Source organism: Flavilitoribacter nigricans DSM 23189 = NBRC 102662 (assembly GCF_002646595.1).
Lineage (GTDB): Bacteria > Bacteroidota > Bacteroidia > Chitinophagales > Saprospiraceae > Flavilitoribacter > Flavilitoribacter nigricans.
In genome coordinates this window covers 263,446-283,374 of the sequence record NZ_PDUD01000023.1, presented here as the reverse complement: position 1 = coordinate 283,374, position 19,929 = coordinate 263,446, and the positions used below count along the sequence as shown (strand labels likewise).

Below are 19,929 nucleotides of genomic sequence, written 5' to 3'. Positions count from 1 at the left end.
TTTTTGGCCGGTAATAGCAGCGCTATTGCTGGACAAAAAAATGACGCCATATACGATCAGAAAAATGAGATCAATGCTAATCTGCAATCCTTTTACTGGAGCTCGACAGAGTTCAGTGAAGACAGAGCTTGGTCTAAGTACTTCAGCGATGGCTATCAGAATCCTTACGGCAGCGATAAGTACGTTGATCTTCGTTGTCGCTGTGTGCGGAGATAAGCTTTTTCATTGATTCTAATGGATTGACAAAATTGCCCTCAACTTGAAAAGTTTGGGGGCATTTTTCTTTTATAGGATCCTTGAATGTTTATAAGAACTGCAGACCTCCCGAAATCGACCTTTTAAGCGACAAAACAAACACACCCAACACAAACCGGGTTTTCCTATAAACCGAAGTATGAAACATCTAGTCCTAATTTTCTGCATCTGCGCAGTCGGATGTACGGCCCAGGAAAGTAATAACGGCATCCCGGAAGCGGTCCTGCGTAGCTTTGAGCAAAAATATCCAAAAGAGAACAGCCCCGAATGGGAAAAGGACGACCACGGCAACTTTGAGGCCCACTTCAAAAAAGACGGCGAAAAGTACCGCGCGGACTTCACCCCGGCCGGCCAGTGGATCGAGACCGAAAATAGTATCAAGTACGACGACCTGCCGGAAGCGGTCCAGGATGCCATCAAAGAGCAGTTCGATAAGGACGATATTACCGAGATTGAACAGGTAGAACATTCCAGTAAAGGCTGGTTCTACGATGTGGAATTTAAGCAAAAGGGCAAAAACAAAGATGTCGAATACAATCCGGCCGGAATGATTATTGGAGGCTCCGGATAATTTTTCCGGGCCCTATATTGACGCGAAGCGGCTTGATAGTTGCCAAACCACTTCGCGTCAGCATAGTCACCAGCTTAAACCTAACCCGGCCATCAGTCATCCCGCAGGATGGTAGCCGGATTGACCGATGCCGCCCGAACCACCTTACCTCCGATGGTCAGGACACTCACCAGAAACAGTATGGCCACTGAGATCACAAAGGGCATGGCCCGCTGTGGCACATAGTAGGTCCAGATACTCGCCATCAGCATATCGCTGAGAAAGTAGCCGCCGACGCAGCCCAGTACCGAAGCCACGGCCAGGATGATGATGAATTCCCGACTGACTTTCAGGCTGATGTTTTCCACGCTCGCTCCCAGCACCTTCCGGACGCCGATCTCTTTCATGCGTTTGATCAGATTGAGCGAAACCAGGCTGAACAGACCGATCACCGACAGCAGTACTGCTACAATACCCAGGAAAATAAATAAGGTCCGGATGTTGCTGTTCACCAGCGCCGTTTCGGCCTTTTCCTCCTCCATAAATCGTACGGTCGAAAGCTCATCCGGAAAGACCGTCCGCCATTTTTCATCCATGGCCTCTTTCACGGCCAGCAGATCTTCCATATCCGTCCGGACGCTGATGAACCGATAATTCGACTGGTCGGAATAGCGCATCAACATCGGCTCCAGGGGCTCCCAGAGACCGCCTTCGAAATAGATATCCTTGACCACCCCTACTACATTGAGAGCAATCGTATCGCTGAGCACTACCCGCTTCCCGATAGGTTCGGACCAGCCCATCTGCCGGGCCAGCTCCTGATTGATGATCACGGATCGTTCAATGTCCGTTTGGCTGTTCTCAATAAAATCGCGCCCTTCCACGATCGTGGCTCCCACCGTAGACAAATAGCCGGCGCCGATATCGAAAATACTGACGTCCATCTCCGATTCGCCGTATTTAATGGGATCCGTATACCAGGCGGAAGTGATGCTGTGCCGGGAGCCGGCCATTTCCTTGATCCGGGAGTCGCCCATCAGTTCATTGCGCATTTTGGTAAAACCGCTTTCATCCTGGACGTAAGCGAACAGGATACTCTCCACATTGAAGCCCATATCGTAGCTTTCCTGGTATTTGGCGTTCTGACTAAAGACAAACCCACAAATAATAGCCAGGAGAGAAATGGCGTACTGCAGCGTGAGCAATACCCGGGTCAGCATATTGGTACCGCTGAATTTGGTCTTTCCCCGGAGGATACTGGTCGGCTGAAATCCACTGACGTAAAAAGCCGGGTAGCTGCCCGCGATCAGGGCCGTAAATAACAGCAACAGGCTGAGGAAACCCAGGAGATCGAGGTTTTCCAGCAAATTGAGCTTAATTTCCAGGAAGGGCCACATGGCGCTGTAAGCCGGCACCAGAAAAGCGGAGATGAGCAGTCCGGCCAGCAGTGACAGAAAAACCAGCAGGACATTTTCTCCCAGGAACTGCGCGATCAGCTGCCGGCGGCCGGATCCCAGCACTTTTCGGATGCCGATCTCTTTGATCCGCCGGTTGGCAATGGCGATCGAGGTATTGGTAAAATTGAAGCAGGCGATCAGCAGGATAAGCAGGGCCATAATGCCCGGCGCTACCGCAGCGGCCGTCGGCAGACTGCTGTTCAGCCAGTGGTTCCAGTAGTCTTCGCGTTCGGCCCGGACCGCGCTCCCGTGAAAGGGGTTGAGGAAATACGACTCTACTTTGTAGTCATCCTTGGCTTTATTCTGGATATCAACGTAGGCCTGTAGCTGCCGTTCCACTTCCGGCACGTCGTCCGGGTTGTCGATCGTCACGAAGGTATTGTTGAACAAAGACCAGTCATCCTCTTTAAAATCCAGAATGTCCATGGCCTGATCGTAGCGGATGTAAGCCTCTTCGTAGAAGCTGTTATTATCCGGCGGTTTGCGGAATACGCCGGCAACTTTAAAATCCATCCGTTCTTCGCCGTTGATGTAGGTGAGGACCTCTCCCAGCGGATCCGGCTGACCGGGAAAATGTTTTTCCTGCAGCTCCGTACTGATCACGATGGATTGTTTGTCCTGCAAGCCGGCCGCACTACCGACCACCATCGGGAAGGTAAACACTTCGAAAAATTCGGGGTCTACCGCGGAAAGGGACGTGCGGAACACCTCATTACCCACCCGGAAATTGCCCCCGATCGGGTAATAACGGATCACCTGATCCACCTGCGCGATGGAGGTCGCGATCTGATCACCGATAGGTAGTGGACTGTTGCCATTCTTGATCGGCCGGCCGTTGGTGATGCGGACAAAATTGACGAAATAGGTATTATCGGCCTGGGTGTGGTATTCGTCGAACTTGGCGTTGTATTCCCAGTTCAGATAAGCCACAATGCAGCAGGCCAGAGCGATCCCCAGCCCCGTAACATTGATAAAGACAAATAATTTGTTCTTCAGCAAATTACGAAAGGTAACTTTCAGATAGTTTTGGAACATGTCGGAGTGATTTGAGTAAGTAGGGTAATTAAGCGGTATTTTACATGGGATCAGTTCCTTAAAGATGCAAAAAAATAGCGGTCCCCCTATTTTTCGACTATTGGAATATGGGTTCCGTTTTGGATAACCGCCTTTCAATGCTATTTTTATACAGACCTATTGACGGAAGTCGTTTGAGTCCTAAGGGTTCAAAACCATCAGGAGCAAATCACTTTACGGTGGATGATGGCCACCGATCGACCAAAAATTAAGCCTTATGCCTTTCCAGAAAAACGCCAGCAGAAAAATTTTATGGCTCCTGATCGCAGCTTTAACGTGGCTGCCTCAATGTACTCCGGCCGAAGCGCCACAGGAAGAGGCCCCCGTACCGTCGGCAGTTACGGATCTCAGCAGCAAGGTCTTGATGGCCGTTTTTGCCCATCCCGATGATGAATCGACCGTGGCGCCCATCCTGGCCCGCTACGCTCGGGAAGGGGTAAAAGTCTACGTGGTGATCGCTACGGACGGACGGCTGGGGGTGAATGATTTTTCCGGTCTGGAAGCCGGAGACGGCCTGGTCGCTATTCGAAAAGCGGAAATGCAGTGTGCCGCCGATAAGCTCGGAGTAGAACTGATCCATCTGGATTACCATGATCAGTTTCGGGCCGCGGAAGGCTACGACGGGCATATGCCGCACGTCCGCGCCTTTCTCAAGGAAATGTTCGAACTGGTAGAGAAAATACAACCGGACGTGCTCCTGACCTGGGGGCCGGACGGCGGCTCCAATCACATGGACCACCGGCTGACGGGCGCTACGGTCACCAACGTGTTTCTCAACCGCGACTGGGAAAAGCCTTCCACGCTCTACTATTACGGTACGCCCTCCAACCTGATCGAAGATGAGGAATCCCGATTGCTGCGGGGCGTGGATCCGCAATACCTCACCACAAAGATCAGCTATACGGACGAGGATTTCGAAGCGGCTTTTGCTGCCATTTCCTGCCACAAAAGTCAGTTTCAGCTGGAAGGACTGCGGGAACGGATGGAAGAGCGGGCTCAGGATAAGGTGGTGTATCTGCGCAAATTTGTGGGGCCATCGGATGTTTCGGAGAGTCTTTTTGATTGAGCAAAATCTTAGCTTAGCGGTTCCCAGGATAGCGACTTTATGGAACAAGAAAGTTAGATTATCAAATCAATTCCTGCTTTTCCGATCAGGTATAATTTTCCGACCGCAGCCACGGTAGCTCATGTTTTATTGCGATCCATAGGTCTTTGGGTGTATCGATACGGAAATATCACCGCTCCGTATGATAATTTTTTTTTATAACTGCGAACGGTACCAGTCACTAATACTGCCTATCCAATCAACAATCCGGGTCATCTAATCAACGAGCGTGGCTTCCGGGCCCTAAAAGGCTTATTATGCCTCCCGAATACGGAAGAGCCCTGACCACTGTATCTTATTCTACCGACTTAAAACTGTAATACGCCATGATGACCCGCATAAAAAAAAGCACCCGGACTATTTTATTGCTAACGATCGCCCTACTGTCCTTCGGCACTTACCTCTATCATTTGCCGGGAGCGATCGCCGCCACCGGCCCGCAGATCCAACTCAGCCGGATCGATTTTCAGGAGCCGATAGATTCGCTTTCCGCCAGGCGCGTGAAGGGCGCTATTCTGGCCGTATCCGGCGTACAGCAAACGTATTTCAATGTTCCGGATCGCATCGTGGTATTTAGTCACGATCCGAAGATCGTATCGGCGGACGCTGTGCTCCAGAAAATCCAGCACAAATTTGCTTTTCAGGCGGAGCGTTTTCTGCCGGACCTTCCCAAAAATAGCAGTAGCTGTCCGGTCACCGGACAAAATTCAATCTTCGTTAGAATGGGCGCCTATCTGAGACGCACCCTCTAATTGACTAGTAAACAATCTTTTAATTCTTTCACCTATAAACTCAAGGACCAATGAAATTTAGATTCGCTTCTGTTGTATTATTAGCCACCGTGCTGATGTGGACAGCCTGCAAGAATGACGACGACGATTCCATGGGCGATGATACCCTGTACGAACGGCTCGGTGGTACCGAGATGGTCAGTGACCCCGCCAATCCCGGTCAGATGATCGAAGAAGGACGGCTGGCGATCCGCTCGGTGGTAGACAGCAGTATTTTTGTAATTGCCGCCGATCCTGATTTATTGGGATTTTTTGCGCCCCTACTGGCGGAATTGTCCGGTGGTAATACCAGCAATCTGGCCGCGCTCAGTAAAAACTTCACCGATTTTCTCAGTGTGGAAGCCGGCGCGCAAAATGCTTCTTACACGGGTATGAATATGTCCGACGCGCACGATCCCAGTACGAATCCACGCATGGCCATGACAGCGGATGATGGTGACTTTGACAACTTTATCGCTGCCATCGTGACCGGTGCCAATCAGAATAATGTTTCCGCCAATTTAATTGCCGAACTCGGGGTTATTTTGGAAGATTCCCGTTCGGATGTAGTCCAGGAATAGACCTACTAACGAGAACGCCTTTGTATGGCTTTGCCAGCGCGGGGAAATCTCATTCTGAGGCTTCCCGCTTCAACGAATTTGCATTTTAGATCCATCCCGGATTTTGGCCATTGCCGAAATCCGGGATGTTTTTTTGATACACCGAAGATCGCTTTTTTTTCTCCCACTACTAGTTGGCCAGCTTCAGATCGAGCAGCCTAATCTGATAAACCCAGCATATTGCCACCCGGGAGCCTGCCGCATGCCCACCAATCCGGCCATTTATTAACACAAATCGGCCAAACCACTCCGAGCGCTTCCCCATTAGTCGTGTAGGTCTTAATTTTAATTACAGCCATAATTACCAGGACCATGACCAATATGCTTCCCAAATCAGAATCCTTGATCATTGCGCAAGCGGATGAGATCATCATGAATATCGATGAATTCCCGTTCGGCAGCCTGCTTTCTTTCCGCCCCCTGATCGACTACTGGCGACAGGAAGCTACTCAGCCCCAAGAGATGCTACCGGTACCGCTGGACCTACTCGAAGAGCACTTTGTCCAAACCCCGGAACTAGCGGAACCCATCCTGGACCTAAAGATCCTGGAAACCCACCGGGAGTCCCTGGAACTCCTGTTGCGACCGTTTTTCCCAACCTTTTCTAAAAACCCCGAGATCAAGGCGGTCAGTAAGCCTTTTTCGGTAGACTTCTTTTATACTTCGCAACCTTTCCAGCGCCTCATCGGGGAGCAAACCTCCCTGTTCCCGGAGGGCACCTCGCCTACAGCCCGCCGGCAGGCACTGTTCTGGCGAATGCTTTATGCCTACAAATACATCCTGAATACACTCTACCAATTACCCTTAACCGTTGATCAACCGCAGATCATCGCCCTGCCGCACCCCCAGACCGGCCTGGATCGCTACTACAAGATCAATGGTTATGGCCCCTTTATGCGCCTGGAACACAAGGGCCGCTTACCGAAGCTGGCCCCGGACACCCTGGATCACCTGGTCGATAATTTCCACAACCTGGACCTGTGGATGCAACATCTACCGCCCCGGAAATTCACCTTTACCGGCCTCCATTTTTACAATATGGTTGACGTGACGGTAGAAGAGGCGACCGCCAGACTGGAACGCCTCACCCTGAACCAACGCGGCGGGATTACCGAAGGGAGTTTTGAGCAACTGCAACGGGAACTCAGTATCCTGTTCCGGCTGCCGGATATCCGGCTCGGCCTTGCTACCCTCCAGGGCGATAATCAACTGAACTGGACAACCACCAATAAAGGCTGGAATAGTCTGCTGATCAGGTCGGCTAAGGATTTTAATCTGGAAGACATTCAACGTTCTCCCTACGGCCGGGCCATCCGGGAGGGCAAATACCTCTTGATCGAAGATCTGGCCCGTGATTCATCCGGTTCCCGCATCGAAAAAGCCCTGCTGAAGATGGGGGTCAGCAACTGGATCCTATCCCCGCTTTACTACCAGGAGCGCTTGGTCGGCATACTGGAAATCACCTCTCCGAATATCGGCGACATCGATCATCTGAGTTCACACAAACTCAAACGGGTATTGCCCTTTTTCGCCCGGGTGGCGCACGAGAACCGCGAACGATTCGAAAACCGGGTACAAAGAGCGATCAAAGAAAACTATACCGCCATTCACCCGGCGGTAGAATGGCGCTTCCGGGAGGCGGCCATCCAAAGCCTGGACCACCGTCAGAGCAATCGTCCCGCCGAACCGGGCTCCATCCTCTTCGAGGGCGTCTATCCGCTGTACGGTGCCGCGGACATCCGGGGTTCTTCCGAGTTGCGGAACGCTTCGATCCGGGACGATCTCATCGCGCATATGCAGGAGGCCGGCAGGATACTGCAACTGACCCGGGATTCCCTCCCGCTCGTTAGCCACCGGGAACTGGCTTATACCTTGGAGCGCAAGATCCGCCGGATCGAGGAAGGAATGGGACCGGGCGAAGAATCCGAAGCCATGGAATTCCTACGGGAGGAGGTCAACCCGCTGTTTCGGCACCTGCACGCATCCTACCCCGAACTGCAGCCCCTCTTTCAGTCCTTTATGGAGCGTACGGAAACGGGTACCGAGTTGCTGCACCAGAAACGGGCAGCCTACGAATCGAGCCTGCAGCGGATCAACGAAACGATCTCCAATGCGCTGCTGCGGGATCAGCAGGAGTTACAACGGATCTTTCCTCATTATTTTGAAAAATACCAGACCGATGGGGTCGAGTACAACATTTACATTGGGCCGTCGCTGGTGAAAGATCGGCCCTTCTCTCCGATCTACCTGCGGAATCTCCGCCTGTACCAACTGATCGCTGCCTGCGAGATCGCCCGTAAGATCGCAGACCTACAACCCGAACTGGAAGTACCCCTGTCGATCACCCAACTGATCCTGGTCCACAGCGCTCCGGTTAATATCCGCTTTCGGATCGAGGAGAAACAATTCGACGTGGACGGTGCCTACAATGTCCGCTACGAGATCATGAAAAAACGGATCGATAAAGCCGTCATTAAAGGAACCGACGAACGCATCACCCAACCCAAGCGAATTGCCGTGATCTACACCTCGGAGAAAGAACGCACCGAGTACGCCCGTTACTTCGAGTACTTACTGGCCCACGAATACATCGAGCCGTCCATCGAGTATTTTGACTTGGAGGAACTACAGGGGGTGCAGGGGTTGAAGGCGGCTCGGTTGGCGGTGGCGTTGGGCGAGTAAGTTGATTTGAATCAGAGAGTCAATATCCGCCAGACTTGTGTCGATCTGGCCATCTCCCCGAATGGCAGATCCGGCAAATTGTAGCTTTTCTATATGAATTGACCTACTGACTCCCGGCCCATTTTTCGAGAGCGATCTTTTTTGATCGGGCTAAAGATGGAGTGAGGCAAACTATATATTATAAACCATCAAAACACCATACGTTATGTACAAAAGCATCTGGATGCCAGTCTTCGTTATGCTTCTGGCCACCACCCTCAGCGCGCAGTCGGGCAACACGACCGATCAGCCCTACATTGTAGAAAATTACTACCGCATCAAATGGGGACATCAGGATGAGTTTCTCGAGCTCTACAAAAAGAACCATTACCCGATCGTTAAAAAAGTACAGGAATTGGGCTACATCACGAAAGTAGAAATGGAAAAACCACCCTTCCATAGCCAGGAAGCCGATCGTTGGGATTTTCGGATCCGCTTCGTTTTTAAAGACCTGGAATCAGCGTATAATATGGCGATCTGGAAGGAGATATCCCAATCCATCTATCCCGATCAGGAACAATTGAAACAGGAAGAGCAAAAACGCTTTGAACTGCTTTTGGCTCACTGGGATGTTGTGCTGACCGCTTTTTCGCTGGAGGAGTGATGGTAGTAGGTGCCAGAAGTTATAAATAGATCCACCATTGGAAGGCTTCAAATCTTCACGCAAGTACTTGCACGTCATACGTAAATACAAGGATGCAATGTGGCGTTTTGTTGCCTTCATGACGAGTGATAAAACCAATGGATAATCTCCGAATGCACGAAGCACAAGCTATTAGGACCAATCAGAGAGGATCCATTGTGTAAACCTGAACACTTAAACAATTGAAACAACCTCTAAAAAACTGATTTCCTATCAGTTACAATTCCAATTCCCTGTACAGCGAATCAGCGTCCCGGCTGATTCGCTTTCCATACCCTAAAAACAGCATAAATTCAGGAATAAGCCGTAATTTTAAGTACTTACACAACTGTACTACCATCTTGAAAATATGCTGGCATCGCGTTCCCTGGTATAGGTATTCGACGGGTGAGAAGATCCCTCAGCCGGCATAGATCCATCCCGACAAAGTTTTGGCTCCGAGCTTCTGAACAACCCGATTGTGTCATCCTAAGCTGACGGAACATTATAATCAATACCTTCCCCCCGGTTCCCACCAAGTGCTGTTTCTGATATTTCCCGCGCCCTTTTTTCTTTCTAACCCATCAATAATCACAACCCATGTTACGACTTATTTTACGGTTAAGTTTGGGCATCATGCTGTATTCCGGAATAACTGCATCCGCCCAGGTAGTTTTGAAACCTACCCAGATCGGTATTAATGAAAATAATCCGGCCCAGAATGTCTCCCTCCACATCCGGGACAATTTCGAATCCATCCGACTGGATGGGAGCTCACCGTTTATTTCGTTCTACAACGGAACGGACTACCGGGGCTATCTCTACATGACCGGAGATCAAATGTACCTGTATAATCGCAAGAACGGTAGCATCTTCTTCGGAGCGAACAACGCGGCTAAAATGACGATCAGCAACCTCGGAGATGTTGGAATTGGTACCACAACCCCGAATGTGAAGTTGCAGGTGCGGGAGGGCACGGTAGGCGTGGGCAACTTTAATGCCAATACGATTGCGGCCTTCGAAAAAAGTTCAGGGAACGGCTACCTGACGGTACTTACGGGCAGCAATACCGAAAGCGGCCTCTTGTTTGGGGATGAAAGTTCGGGGCAGAGAGGCGGGATCGTCTACAACAACGCATCTACCGCCGACGGCCTGCAACTACGGACTAACGGCAATTTCACCCGAATGGTCATTGACAATGTCGGGGATGTCGGTATCGGTACCACCAACCCCATCCGTCCGTTGGATGTAAAATCGCGGAACGGCGGCGATGAATACGGTATCCGGATGGAACGGGCCGGCAGTGCGGTCAGCTGGGAGATGTCGCTCTTTCAGGGTGAATTCAATTTTTTCTACAACGGTGGTATCACCCCGGTGGCCGTCATTGCCACCAACGGCACCTATTCCGGTTCCGACCGACGGCTCAAAAAAAATATCCGGCCATACAAAAAGGTGTTACCCCTGCTACCCGCTTTACATATTTCTACTTTCGAATACACTGCCGACCAGGAAGCCAAACCCTCGCTCGGACTGATCGCCCAGGATGTGGCAAAAGTATATCCGGAGATCGTACGACTGGCTCCCAACCGGGCGGGTGAAATGTACCTTTCCCTGGATTATTCCAAAACCGGTGTACTGGCCCTGAAAGCCCTGCAGGAATTGCAGGAAGAGCGGGCTGCCGAAGCACTGGAAAAGGAAAAGTTACAGGCTGAGGTACAGGCACTGCAATCCGAGAACCGGGAACTGCGCAAACGCCTGTCGGACATTGAGGCGGCCATAGCCCGTTTGGAAAAGGCAACAGGACCGAATACGCAGGAGGTGCTGCTGGAGGGCGCAGATGCCGCCTCCGGCACGCAGCCTTTACTTCACCAAAATGAGCCGAATCCTTTTACCGGCCTTACCCGTATTCGGTATTTTATTCCCGAGCGGGTGGAAAAGGCCCTCATACAGATCGCAGGCCCGGATGGGAAGGTCCTGAAACGTATCCCCATCCGGGAAAAAGGAGAAGGGCTGCTCAATGTGGAAACGCGATCGCTCAGCACGGGTACGTATGTGTATAGCCTGATCCTTGACGGGGAAGTCTTTGAGAGCCGGCGGATGGTGTTGGGTGGGCGGTGATAAGGTGGTACGCTTCCCCAATCGCACATCTAAGAAATAAGTAAAGCGTTAGCTGAAAATCAGCTAACCTTCTAAAAACTTATCAACTTCGGAAAAGCGATTTCACCGAATCTCAACGCCGGGCAATATTAGCCTAAGAAGATTTCGGTCAATCTCTATATTCCGTACTCTTCGCCGTGCATATTACCCTTTAAGACATCTCCCAACCAGCACGTACCGGTTCCCGAATAAAGGGATCTGCTTCCGGCAGGCCGATGGCCTTCAGGTTAGTGGCATCCCAGTGGATCTTCTTGCCGCCGAGCCGCAGCGAGAGCACGCCGAGCAAAGTGATCTCGGTCAGGTGAGCCCCGTATTCGAAATGAGAACTCGCCGCCGGGCCGCCCTTGATGGCATCGACCCAATCCCGGTGGTGGCCATTGGTAGCAGCGAGGATACTGGGTGCCCGGGCCGCTTCCTCTTCCAGGGAAGTGGGAAACAAGCGCGGAGCCTTGCCTCCACCATCGTAGACCATAATCCCTTTTTCACCGATGTAGAGTGCGCCGCGCCGGGCCAGCGGTTGGTCTTCCGGTAATAATTCCGGATGAGCCGGTCGCAGTCCCCCCGCGTACCAGGTCAGTTGGACGGGAGCCTGTTCACCGCGGGCCGGGAATTGATAGTAGCCGATCTCCCCGTAAGGCGTAATATTTTGATCGCTGTAGCCCGCAGGCCTTAATTCGACGGTCTCCGGAGCCGGAAGTTCGAGCCCCCAGACGGCAGCGTCCAGGTCGTGGCAGCCGAAATCTCCCATAGCCCCACAGCCGAAATCCCAGAAATCGCGCCAGGTCACCGGAACGTATGCTTCGTGGAAAGGCCGGTACGCCCGCGGTCCGAGCCAGAGGTCCCAGTCGAAGTCAGCCGGAAGCGGGGAGCGTCCTTTTGGTATTCCTTCGAGGCTGTTGATCCAGCGCGTAGCGGGTACCCAGGCGTGCACCTCCCGGATGGGGCCAATGACGCCGGCACGCAGGTACTCTACCGTTCGGCGGATGCCCTCGCTGCTGTGCATTTGGTTGCCCATTTGGGTAGCTACTTTTGTTTCGCGGGCTACCCGTTGGACTTCGCGAGCTTCCCAGATATTATGAGTCAGTGGTTTTTCGCAGTAGACGTGTTTGCCGGCCTTCATCGACAGGAGCGAGACGTAGGCGTGCGTGTGATCGGGCGTACCGCAAAGCACCGCATCGAGAGAGGTTTCCTGTTCCAGCATTTTGCGGAAATCGTGATAAACGGCCACCCGGTAGTTCGGTGTTTTTGCAGCGTAATGATCCTGCAGCATCTCCCGGACCGGACCGCGGCCGGCTTTAGAGCGGTAATAAAAATCGGCGAGGTCCCAGTATTCCGCCGGATCAGCGATAGCGGTGATCTGTACATCGTCCAGTTGCATCAGCGCCTGGGCGTTTTGTTTACCGCGGCCGCCGACCCCAACTACGGCGATATTCACTTTATCGCTGGGAGGCGTGAAGCCCGGTCCACCGAGGACATGACGGGGTACGATACTCAGTCCGGCGGCTGTGACCGCCGTAGTACTGATAAACTTTCTGCGTGATACTGGCTTTTTTGTTTTGCTTTTCATGTCTTGTTTAAATTTTAGCGCTGCCACTCGGTCTCATTTCGGCTTTCGCGATTTCTTTTGCTTTCGTCTATTACCTGATCAAGGTAAGGAAAATGGAGGACTCGATAAAACGCTTTGTCCTGGATAAACAGTTAGGGAGGGACGACGACAGATATGTGATTGGCTATTCATTCATCCCGGGTACCAAACCACCCGGGGATCCTCTTCCGTGCGCTGATAGCCCCAGGCGCTCTCCACCATTTTTTTCAGATCATAACCCGGTCGCCAACCAAGCAGAAATTTGGCTTTGGCATTATCCAGCCAGGTAGAATGGAAATCCGTTTTGATGCCGACGGAGGGTAGGCCGCGACTTTCCTGTAAATAAGCGGCCAATTCGCCGTAATCCACCGGCTCGTCCATGCAGATATTAAAGGTCTGTTGTTGGGCCCGCGGGTGATCCAGCGCCAGCAGGATCGCGGATACCAGGTCGTCCACATGCACAAAATTCCGCTTGACCGGTACGCCGTCCGGATCCAGCATAACGGGGATGGTACCCGCATCCCGGTAGCGGGCGGCCCGTTCGGGATCGACCAGTTGGTGCCAGACCGGTCCGCCGAAGACATCTTCCCCGAAGGACAGCTGGTATTTGAAATCGTCTTTCTCCATGATCCAGGGAGCACGCAGACAGGTGCCGCAGAGATCGTACTGAATGTAGTACTGCTCCAGCATCACTTCTTCCAGGACTTTTGACAAGGCATAGCACCCCGGATAAGCACTGTGCCGCTGCTGTTCGTGTACTGGTGCCGGATGAGGGTAGAAAAAATGCCCTAAGGCAGCATCCCCTCCGATAAGTAGGAACTGTCGGAAATCCGGACTTTCCCGGCAGGCTTCCAGCAACCAGAACATGCCCTTGACGGCTACGTCCATGATCGTGTCCGGCGATTCCTTGGTTGTGGCCAGGTGTAGTACGTGGGTAACGTGATCCATGGCCCGGATCACTACCTCGCGATCGGCCAGTGACCCTTTGATCATTTCGAGCCGGTCGCCCGGTTCGATCTCTCGACGGTGGCAGAGCGCCCGGACGGTGAAGGTGTCGAATGCAGGATTGGCCAACAAAGCCCTGATGAAGGCCTGCCCTACTTTTCCGGTGGCACCGGTGACGAGTATGCGTTCCATGGATGCATGATTGAGTTGGTTAGGCAGTTCTTTGCCGTAGGTCATATACTTGACGCAGATAATCCCAGGTGAAGAATCTATGCTACTTGCTTTCAAAGAAGGTAACCATAAACTGGTATTCCGGATCCGATCGGATGAAGATTGGCAAAAGGCAGTGGGAAATCCTGCTTATTTGGGACGGGAGCAAGCTAAGAGTTAGGGTGCTTGTCTGATGAAGTCGGGAAGTTGGTTCTGCCACTCCGAGCCTTCCCCCAGGCTGACTGGTGCCAGCAGCAACCAAGAGCGCCATCGCAAAGAACTACCAGGTTTTAGTGCATTTGCCGACGGCAAATGCACTAACCCTGGCGGTCTTCACGATAAAAACTTAGCGTCTTTTTAGGTTTTAATAAGACGCTATACGGACTACCATTCGTAGTAGGAGAACCAAAAGGAAAACGTTGATCAAGTCAACAAATTCCCTTTTTCATCCCACTCCGCGATCGTTTCCCTGGTACTCTGGTCGATGCATTTAGCGGCCCATTCCGCATCAAGTTCCACATCATGATCAGCCAGAATCTCTTCGGGAACGCCATCCCAAACATTTGGACGGTTACCCACATAACCCAGGTCATCAAAACCCATTCTGGTGGTGTAATAGCCCGTTACCGTCAAATTGCGAATAAGACTAAAAAACTTGATACCCGGTGCCATGTCCGGCTTCTTATTTTCCTCATCCGGATAAGCAATATCTTCTACGATCTCAATCTGCTCGGCATCTGTACAGGTAATAAAAGTCTTATTAAACCGCCGGTTGGATTCGATATCCAGCCACATCAAACCACCTCTCATCGGCAATTGATGATAGGGCATATCCTTAACGATAAAATCGATAAACTCAGGAACCTCCGCATCGGTAGCAGAACCCGCTTCATCCGTTGCCGGCAAAATGATATCACAGAGTACGGCAATAGTGGCCAACTCATGCTCATTGAGAAAGATCTCAGCCATTATTCTTTGATCCCGCTCAATTTCCTTCGGGAGCCGCCCGTATAAACCCGTGGCCGGAGGCGTCTCCGGCGTAGGAGGAGTGGTGGTCGGATCGGTATTACAGGAAGTGGTAGAACCCAACGTAGCCCCGGCTACCGTCCCTACCAAAAGTGTCCTTAAAGAATCTCTCCTTTTCATCTTTTATATTTTTTAAAAGAGGCAACATTCTACTGACACTACGGTCAGCATTCCGGCATCAAAAGCAAAGCCCAAACCTCGCCCCCGACCCCTGACATCTGACACCTCTATATGTTCTTCTGCTTAAATTGTTCAACAATATATTCCGAGGTCCGCATAGACAAAGCCATGATGGTCCAGGTACAGTTCTTATCGGCCTGGGAAGTGAACGGACCGGCATCCACCACAAATACATTATCAGCGTCATGCAACTGACAGAATTTGTTGGTCACCGATGTTTTCGGATCATCTCCCATACGGGTCGTACCTACCTCATGAATGATCTGTCCTGGCCGCAGCAAACCGTAGTCCTGATCTTTTCCTGGCGTATCGCCCAATGGCGTACCGCCCATCGCGTGAATGATCTCTTCAAAGGTCTGATGCATATGTCTGGCCTGATGACGCTCATAATCGGACCACTGGTAGTTGAAGCGTAAGACGGGAATACCCCACTGGTCTACTACATCCGGATCGATCTCACACCGGTTTTCCCGCCGGGCAATGGCTTCTCCCCTACCCGCCATACTGATAAAGGCGCCGTAAAATTTCTTTACATCCTTGCGCAGCTTATCGCCGTAACCACCGGTAGGCAGGCCTAAGTATTTATTGTATTCGGAGATGTTCCAGCCAAATCCATAATGCGGCATGCCCATACCTCCGCCTACTTCAATGTGGTAGCCACGGGGGAAGTCAAGCTTTTTATTGTCCAGCCACCAGGGAGAATACACGTGCATACCACCCGTACCATCCTGATTATAACCTGTTTTCTGATCCATCAAGGCCGGAACAAAGCCAGATCTTCCGGCACCGGTTGAATCATGCAGGTAACGACCAACATTATCACTGCTGTTACCCAAACCGTTGGGATGTTGACTGCTTTTGGAATTGAGCAGGATCCGGGCCGTACTACAGGCAGAAGCCCCCAGGACAACTACGCGACCTTTCAGTCGATACTCTTTCCGGTCTTCCTTACTAATATAAGATACGCCGGTTGCTCTACCTTCCTCATCCGTCAGCACGTTTTTCACCATACTATTCACGTGCAGGTCCACCTGACCACCGTTTATAGCTGGGATGCAAAAAACAGAACTGGAAGAGAAATCGGCGTATTGATTACAGGAACGGCCACATTGCCGGCAATAGAAACAAACGCCCCGGTCATTATTCAGCTTCTTGGTCAACATCGACATCCGGGAAGGAATAACATCTACGCCAAGTTTCCGGGCTGCTTTGATGTAGTACAACTCATGCAAACGCGGCTTCGGTGGCGGTAAAAAGAACCCGTCCGGGTCATTTTCCCGTCCCTCATTAGTACCGTATACGCCCACCATTTTATCCAGGCGGTCATAGTAGGGTTTTATATCATCATAGCTGATCGGCCAGTTGTCCCCTAAGCCATCCACGTCTCTATGCTTGAAGTCTTTAGGACCAAATCGCAGGGAGATCCGTCCCCAGTGATTGGTGCGACCGCCCAACATCCGGGCTCGCCACCACATAAATTCCGAGCCGTCTTTTTGGGTATAGGGTTCTCCATCAACCGACCAATCGCCCCAGGACATATCAAAATCACCGAAGGCACGGGTAGAACTGGCGCCCCGCCGGGGGGAATCCCAGGGATTTTTCAGTTGGGTCATCGTAACGGGATCCTTTGGATCAAAATAGGGTCCGGCTTCTACGAGCGCCACCTTCATCCCGGCTTCCGAAAGGATCTTGGTCGCCATCCCGCCGCCTGCCCCTGAGCCCACGATAATAGCATCATAGACTTTAGCATTTTCGATTATTTGCATGACTTATATTTTTACCAATGATAATTTTTCTTTAGGTGCTATATTACGGAACTCTGTTAGGATGGCCAAGGATTTGGATGAAATATGGAAATTGTGCATTTTTAAATGCTTTTATCAAAAAGCCAAAATACTTCCACGTAAAGTGGACTATTTTAGTGATTGGGGTACTGTAGAAATGGTGGCTTATTACGGGATCCCACCTGCGGTACGATCTGGGAAGTGTACTTCGCGTCAAGTATATAAACCTGATATTAAAGTCTCTTAAAACCAGCAAATGCTCGACCTACACGGATACCTGAAGGAAAGCAATGATTTCAAGAAACTGCAAATCAATGAGCTGCTTTTTATAGAGTATAAATGTTTAGTGCAGGAGGTAAAGGCGGGGATATGGTCGGATGCCAATTACTTCGTATTTGTAACCTCCGGAAAAAAAATGTGGCGAAGCATCTACAATGACTATGTAGTGGAAGCGGGTGACTCGCTATTCGTAAAAAAAGGGGCCAACCTGGTGCACCAGTTTTTTGACGAGGACTACTGTGCCCTGATGGTTTTTATTCCTGATGATTTCATTCGAAAATTCATACAACGCTTTTCTTCCGTAATCAACCCCGCTAATAAAGAAACTAAACAAACTGATTCGGTTATAAGAATAGAACTGGATGCTTATCTGGAAGGCTACATCAATTCCCTGGCTGCATTTCTTTGTTCTCCATCCTATCCGGACAAACATCTGCTCCACTTAAAATTTGAAGAACTGCTGCTCAATATTTTTACCCGGTCCAATCATCAGAGGCTGGCCAGCTATCTGCTTTCCTTGACTAAAGACCCGCATGCTCAATTAAAACAGATTATGGAAGCCAACTTTGCATACCGGCTGAACCTGGAGCAATATGCTGAATTGTGTCATATGAGTCTGAGTTCCTTCAAAAGGTGTTTTCAGAAGGCGTTTAATACATCTCCCGGCAAGTGGTTAGCCGAAAAACGGCTCGATTTTTCTTGTCACCTCCTTAAAACCACGGATAAATCAATAGGTCAGATCGGATTTGAATGCGGATTTGAAGAACCCTCCAGCTATATCCGGGCCTTCAAGAACCGATTTACCAAAACACCTCTCCAATACCGGGATCAATACTAATAAAATCCCCTTCAGATATCATTTTCCTCGTCCTGGACTGAAATGTTGATCTAATGAACTTTTGAGCCTATCGGTACCGGTGGATTACGCCTGATATTTGCATTGTAATTAATTGATAACAAAAAAATTAGAACAATGGAAGTATCGAGTAAAGCAATCAATGGTATTAATCAGGATGCTATAGGTGGCACCGTAGTGGCCATCCAGGAAAATCCTGCAATTGCCCATTTTGAATTTAGAGCCACCAACACCTGGATGGGTGGAGCACATACCCGCAGCTACGTCCAGGGATTTTACGGCGCCGGGCAGGAAGATACAAGCCGTGCAGCACCCTTTATTTATGATCACGATGAGCCCCCCGTATTGCTGGGTAGCAACAACGGTGCTAACCCCGGTGAAGTATTACTGTATGGACTATTAAGTTGCATGACCACTGCGATGATCATATTGGCAACCGCCAGAGGCATTGAATTGAAGGCCGTTTCTTCAAAAATTGAAGGCGATGTAGATCTGAGAGGTTTTCTGGGGCTTGATCCGAGTGTAAAAAAGGAATTCTCCCAGATCAGAGTAACCTTTGATATTGATGGCGTGGACGAAGCAACCAAGATGGAATTGATCACCCTGGCCAAACAATCTCCGGTATTTAATTCACTAATCAATCCGGTAGATGTGCAGGTAGATCTTGCCTAGCATCCATCCTATTTTCGAATCAAAAAAATAGAAAAAGCTCATGAATACGGAACTCATTCAAATTAGAGAAAACCAAAGAAACTCCTGGAATTCATTTTCCGGAGGATGGGAAAAATGGGATGATTTTACCATGCGATTTCTCCGGCAACAAGGACAAGCCATCATAGATGAACTCGCTCTGAAACCTACGGATAAAGTACTCGATATCGCATCGGGTACGGGTGAGCCGGGGCTCAGTATTGCGGCCGCGCTAAGTACAAGTGGCTCGGTCATCGCCACGGACCTGTCCGAACGGATGCTGCAGATAGCGGGGGCCAAAGCCCAGGCCAGGTCCTTGCACAACTTCAGGGTTGAAGTGGCTGATGCGTGCAATCTACCGTTTGCTGACCATACGTTTGACGCGATTAGCTGTCGACTTGGCTTCATGTTTTTTGCAGACATGGAATTGGCCGCCCGCGAGATGTTGCGCGTGCTGAAACCAGGTGGGATACTGGCCGCCACCGTCTGGGGGGAACCATCCAAAAATGATTGGATTACTTCTATCATCGGAACCCTAAAAAAATACCCCTTGGAATTACCTTCGCCCAGCCCTAACGGCCCCGGCCTTTTCAGGTGCGCTGCTCCCGGGTTTTTAACTTCCTTATTCGCAGCATTGGGAGCTACCAGTGGTCAGGAAAAAGACATTGAGGGCATTATGAGTTGCGAATCGGCCGGTGAATACTGGGAATTCATGAATGATGTCGTCCCACCGGTGGTAGCTGCATTGAAAACAGCTGAAGAAGATTTGCGAAACAACGTCAAACAGGAGGTGTTCGAAAGTTTCGGACAAAGAATCAATCAGGCAGCGCCTTTCAGTTATTCCGCCAGATTATTTACCCTCAGAAAACCCGAATAATATATCTTCTCCACTTTTTGGAAATCACAAGTTGCTTAAGTATGCGGCTTGTGATTTTTTGTTTTTGGGGAAGTCGCATAGCTCGATCAGCTATAAAGCCCCGGATGAACTTGAATTACAAAATCTGAGGCTTTTCTTTTTAAGGGTTGCGGTTTAGGGGAAGCGT

General features: G+C 50.6%; 15 protein-coding genes. 10 read left to right on the top strand and 5 right to left on the bottom strand.

What is annotated here, in order from left to right; translation table 11 throughout:
- Window positions 1-394 precede the first annotated feature (394 nt).
- On the top strand, window positions 395-826 hold the full coding sequence (locus CRP01_RS19070) for a PepSY-like domain-containing protein (protein ID WP_099151678.1): 432 nt from the start codon (window positions 395-397) through the stop codon (window positions 824-826).
- A 92-nt stretch (window positions 827-918) separates the two neighbouring features.
- On the opposite strand, the gene CRP01_RS19065 is transcribed toward CRP01_RS19070, so the two are convergent.
- Complete coding sequence (locus CRP01_RS19065) at window positions 919-3,297, bottom strand: ABC transporter permease (protein WP_099151677.1); 2,379 nt, start codon at window positions 3,295-3,297, stop codon at window positions 919-921.
- Window positions 3,298-3,553: 256 nt separating this feature from the next.
- Between CRP01_RS19065 and CRP01_RS19060 the strand changes: the two genes are divergently transcribed.
- The 6 genes from CRP01_RS19060 to CRP01_RS19035 all read left to right on the top strand — a co-directional run bounded on the left by CRP01_RS19060 (window position 3,554) and on the right by CRP01_RS19035 (window position 11,292).
- Window positions 3,554-4,402, top strand: coding sequence for a PIG-L deacetylase family protein (locus CRP01_RS19060; protein ID WP_099151676.1), 849 nt, complete (start codon window positions 3,554-3,556; stop codon window positions 4,400-4,402).
- 365 nt (window positions 4,403-4,767) lie between these two features.
- Window positions 4,768-5,193, top strand: coding sequence for a heavy-metal-associated domain-containing protein (locus CRP01_RS19055; RefSeq protein ID WP_099151675.1), 426 nt, complete (start codon window positions 4,768-4,770; stop codon window positions 5,191-5,193).
- Window positions 5,194-5,243: 50 nt separating this feature from the next.
- Entirely contained in the window at window positions 5,244-5,792 is a 549-nt protein-coding gene (locus CRP01_RS19050) for a globin family protein (protein ID WP_099151674.1), read from the top strand.
- 381 nt (window positions 5,793-6,173) lie between these two features.
- Window positions 6,174-8,513 carry a GAF domain-containing protein gene (locus tag CRP01_RS19045; protein WP_143473444.1) on the top strand — a complete coding sequence of 780 codons (2,340 nt, stop codon included), beginning with the start codon at window positions 6,174-6,176 and terminating at the stop codon, window positions 8,511-8,513.
- Window positions 8,514-8,718: 205 nt separating this feature from the next.
- Window positions 8,719-9,156, top strand: coding sequence for a hypothetical protein (locus CRP01_RS19040; RefSeq protein WP_099151672.1), 438 nt, complete (start codon window positions 8,719-8,721; stop codon window positions 9,154-9,156).
- Between the two features lie 618 nt (window positions 9,157-9,774).
- The gene (locus CRP01_RS19035; protein WP_099151671.1) at window positions 9,775-11,292 is read left to right on the top strand and encodes a tail fiber domain-containing protein; all 1,518 of its coding nucleotides are present in this window, start codon (window positions 9,775-9,777) and stop codon (window positions 11,290-11,292) included.
- A 190-nt stretch (window positions 11,293-11,482) separates the two neighbouring features.
- Here the strand turns inward: CRP01_RS19035 and CRP01_RS19030 are convergent, their stop codons facing one another.
- The 4 genes from CRP01_RS19030 to CRP01_RS19015 all read right to left on the bottom strand — a co-directional run bounded on the left by CRP01_RS19030 (window position 11,483) and on the right by CRP01_RS19015 (window position 17,043).
- Window positions 11,483-12,898, bottom strand: coding sequence for a Gfo/Idh/MocA family protein (locus CRP01_RS19030; RefSeq protein WP_099151670.1), 1,416 nt, complete (start codon window positions 12,896-12,898; stop codon window positions 11,483-11,485).
- A 171-nt stretch (window positions 12,899-13,069) separates the two neighbouring features.
- Window positions 13,070-14,053, bottom strand: coding sequence for an NAD-dependent epimerase/dehydratase family protein (locus CRP01_RS19025; protein WP_099151708.1), 984 nt, complete (start codon window positions 14,051-14,053; stop codon window positions 13,070-13,072).
- 441 nt (window positions 14,054-14,494) lie between these two features.
- A complete protein-coding gene (locus CRP01_RS19020) occupies window positions 14,495-15,217 on the bottom strand; it encodes a gluconate 2-dehydrogenase subunit 3 family protein (RefSeq protein WP_099151669.1) in 723 nt (240 codons plus the stop codon).
- Between the two features lie 107 nt (window positions 15,218-15,324).
- Complete coding sequence (locus CRP01_RS19015) at window positions 15,325-17,043, bottom strand: GMC family oxidoreductase (protein ID WP_099151668.1); 1,719 nt, start codon at window positions 17,041-17,043, stop codon at window positions 15,325-15,327.
- 274 nt (window positions 17,044-17,317) lie between these two features.
- Between CRP01_RS19015 and CRP01_RS19010 the strand changes: the two genes are divergently transcribed.
- The 3 genes from CRP01_RS19010 to CRP01_RS19000 all read left to right on the top strand — a co-directional run bounded on the left by CRP01_RS19010 (window position 17,318) and on the right by CRP01_RS19000 (window position 19,763).
- Window positions 17,318-18,178, top strand: coding sequence for a helix-turn-helix domain-containing protein (locus CRP01_RS19010; protein WP_099151667.1), 861 nt, complete (start codon window positions 17,318-17,320; stop codon window positions 18,176-18,178).
- Window positions 18,179-18,313: 135 nt separating this feature from the next.
- Window positions 18,314-18,868 (top strand): OsmC family protein, encoded by a 555-nt coding sequence (locus tag CRP01_RS19005; RefSeq protein WP_099151666.1) that lies wholly within the window; start codon window positions 18,314-18,316, stop codon window positions 18,866-18,868.
- Window positions 18,869-18,908: 40 nt separating this feature from the next.
- Complete coding sequence (locus tag CRP01_RS19000) at window positions 18,909-19,763, top strand: class I SAM-dependent methyltransferase (protein ID WP_099151665.1); 855 nt, start codon at window positions 18,909-18,911, stop codon at window positions 19,761-19,763.
- Window positions 19,764-19,929 lie beyond the last annotated feature (166 nt).

Coding starts and splice junctions, on each gene's coding strand:
- CRP01_RS19000 (WP_099151665.1), top strand. CDS start 18,909: ATGAATACGGAACTCATTCAAATTAGAGAAAACCAAAGAAACTCCTGG.
- CRP01_RS19015 (WP_099151668.1), bottom strand. CDS start 17,043: ATGCAAATAATCGAAAATGCTAAAGTCTATGATGCTATTATCGTGGGC.
- CRP01_RS19025 (WP_099151708.1), bottom strand. CDS start 14,053: ATGGAACGCATACTCGTCACCGGTGCCACCGGAAAAGTAGGGCAGGCC.
- CRP01_RS19055 (WP_099151675.1), top strand. CDS start 4,768: ATGATGACCCGCATAAAAAAAAGCACCCGGACTATTTTATTGCTAACG.
- CRP01_RS19020 (WP_099151669.1), bottom strand. CDS start 15,217: ATGAAAAGGAGAGATTCTTTAAGGACACTTTTGGTAGGGACGGTAGCC.
- CRP01_RS19040 (WP_099151672.1), top strand. CDS start 8,719: ATGTACAAAAGCATCTGGATGCCAGTCTTCGTTATGCTTCTGGCCACC.
- CRP01_RS19010 (WP_099151667.1), top strand. CDS start 17,318: ATGCTCGACCTACACGGATACCTGAAGGAAAGCAATGATTTCAAGAAA.
- CRP01_RS19065 (WP_099151677.1), bottom strand. CDS start 3,297: ATGTTCCAAAACTATCTGAAAGTTACCTTTCGTAATTTGCTGAAGAAC.
- CRP01_RS19005 (WP_099151666.1), top strand. CDS start 18,314: ATGGAAGTATCGAGTAAAGCAATCAATGGTATTAATCAGGATGCTATA.
- CRP01_RS19060 (WP_099151676.1), top strand. CDS start 3,554: ATGCCTTTCCAGAAAAACGCCAGCAGAAAAATTTTATGGCTCCTGATC.
- CRP01_RS19030 (WP_099151670.1), bottom strand. CDS start 12,898: ATGAAAAGCAAAACAAAAAAGCCAGTATCACGCAGAAAGTTTATCAGT.
- CRP01_RS19070 (WP_099151678.1), top strand. CDS start 395: ATGAAACATCTAGTCCTAATTTTCTGCATCTGCGCAGTCGGATGTACG.
- CRP01_RS19035 (WP_099151671.1), top strand. CDS start 9,775: ATGTTACGACTTATTTTACGGTTAAGTTTGGGCATCATGCTGTATTCC.
- CRP01_RS19050 (WP_099151674.1), top strand. CDS start 5,244: ATGAAATTTAGATTCGCTTCTGTTGTATTATTAGCCACCGTGCTGATG.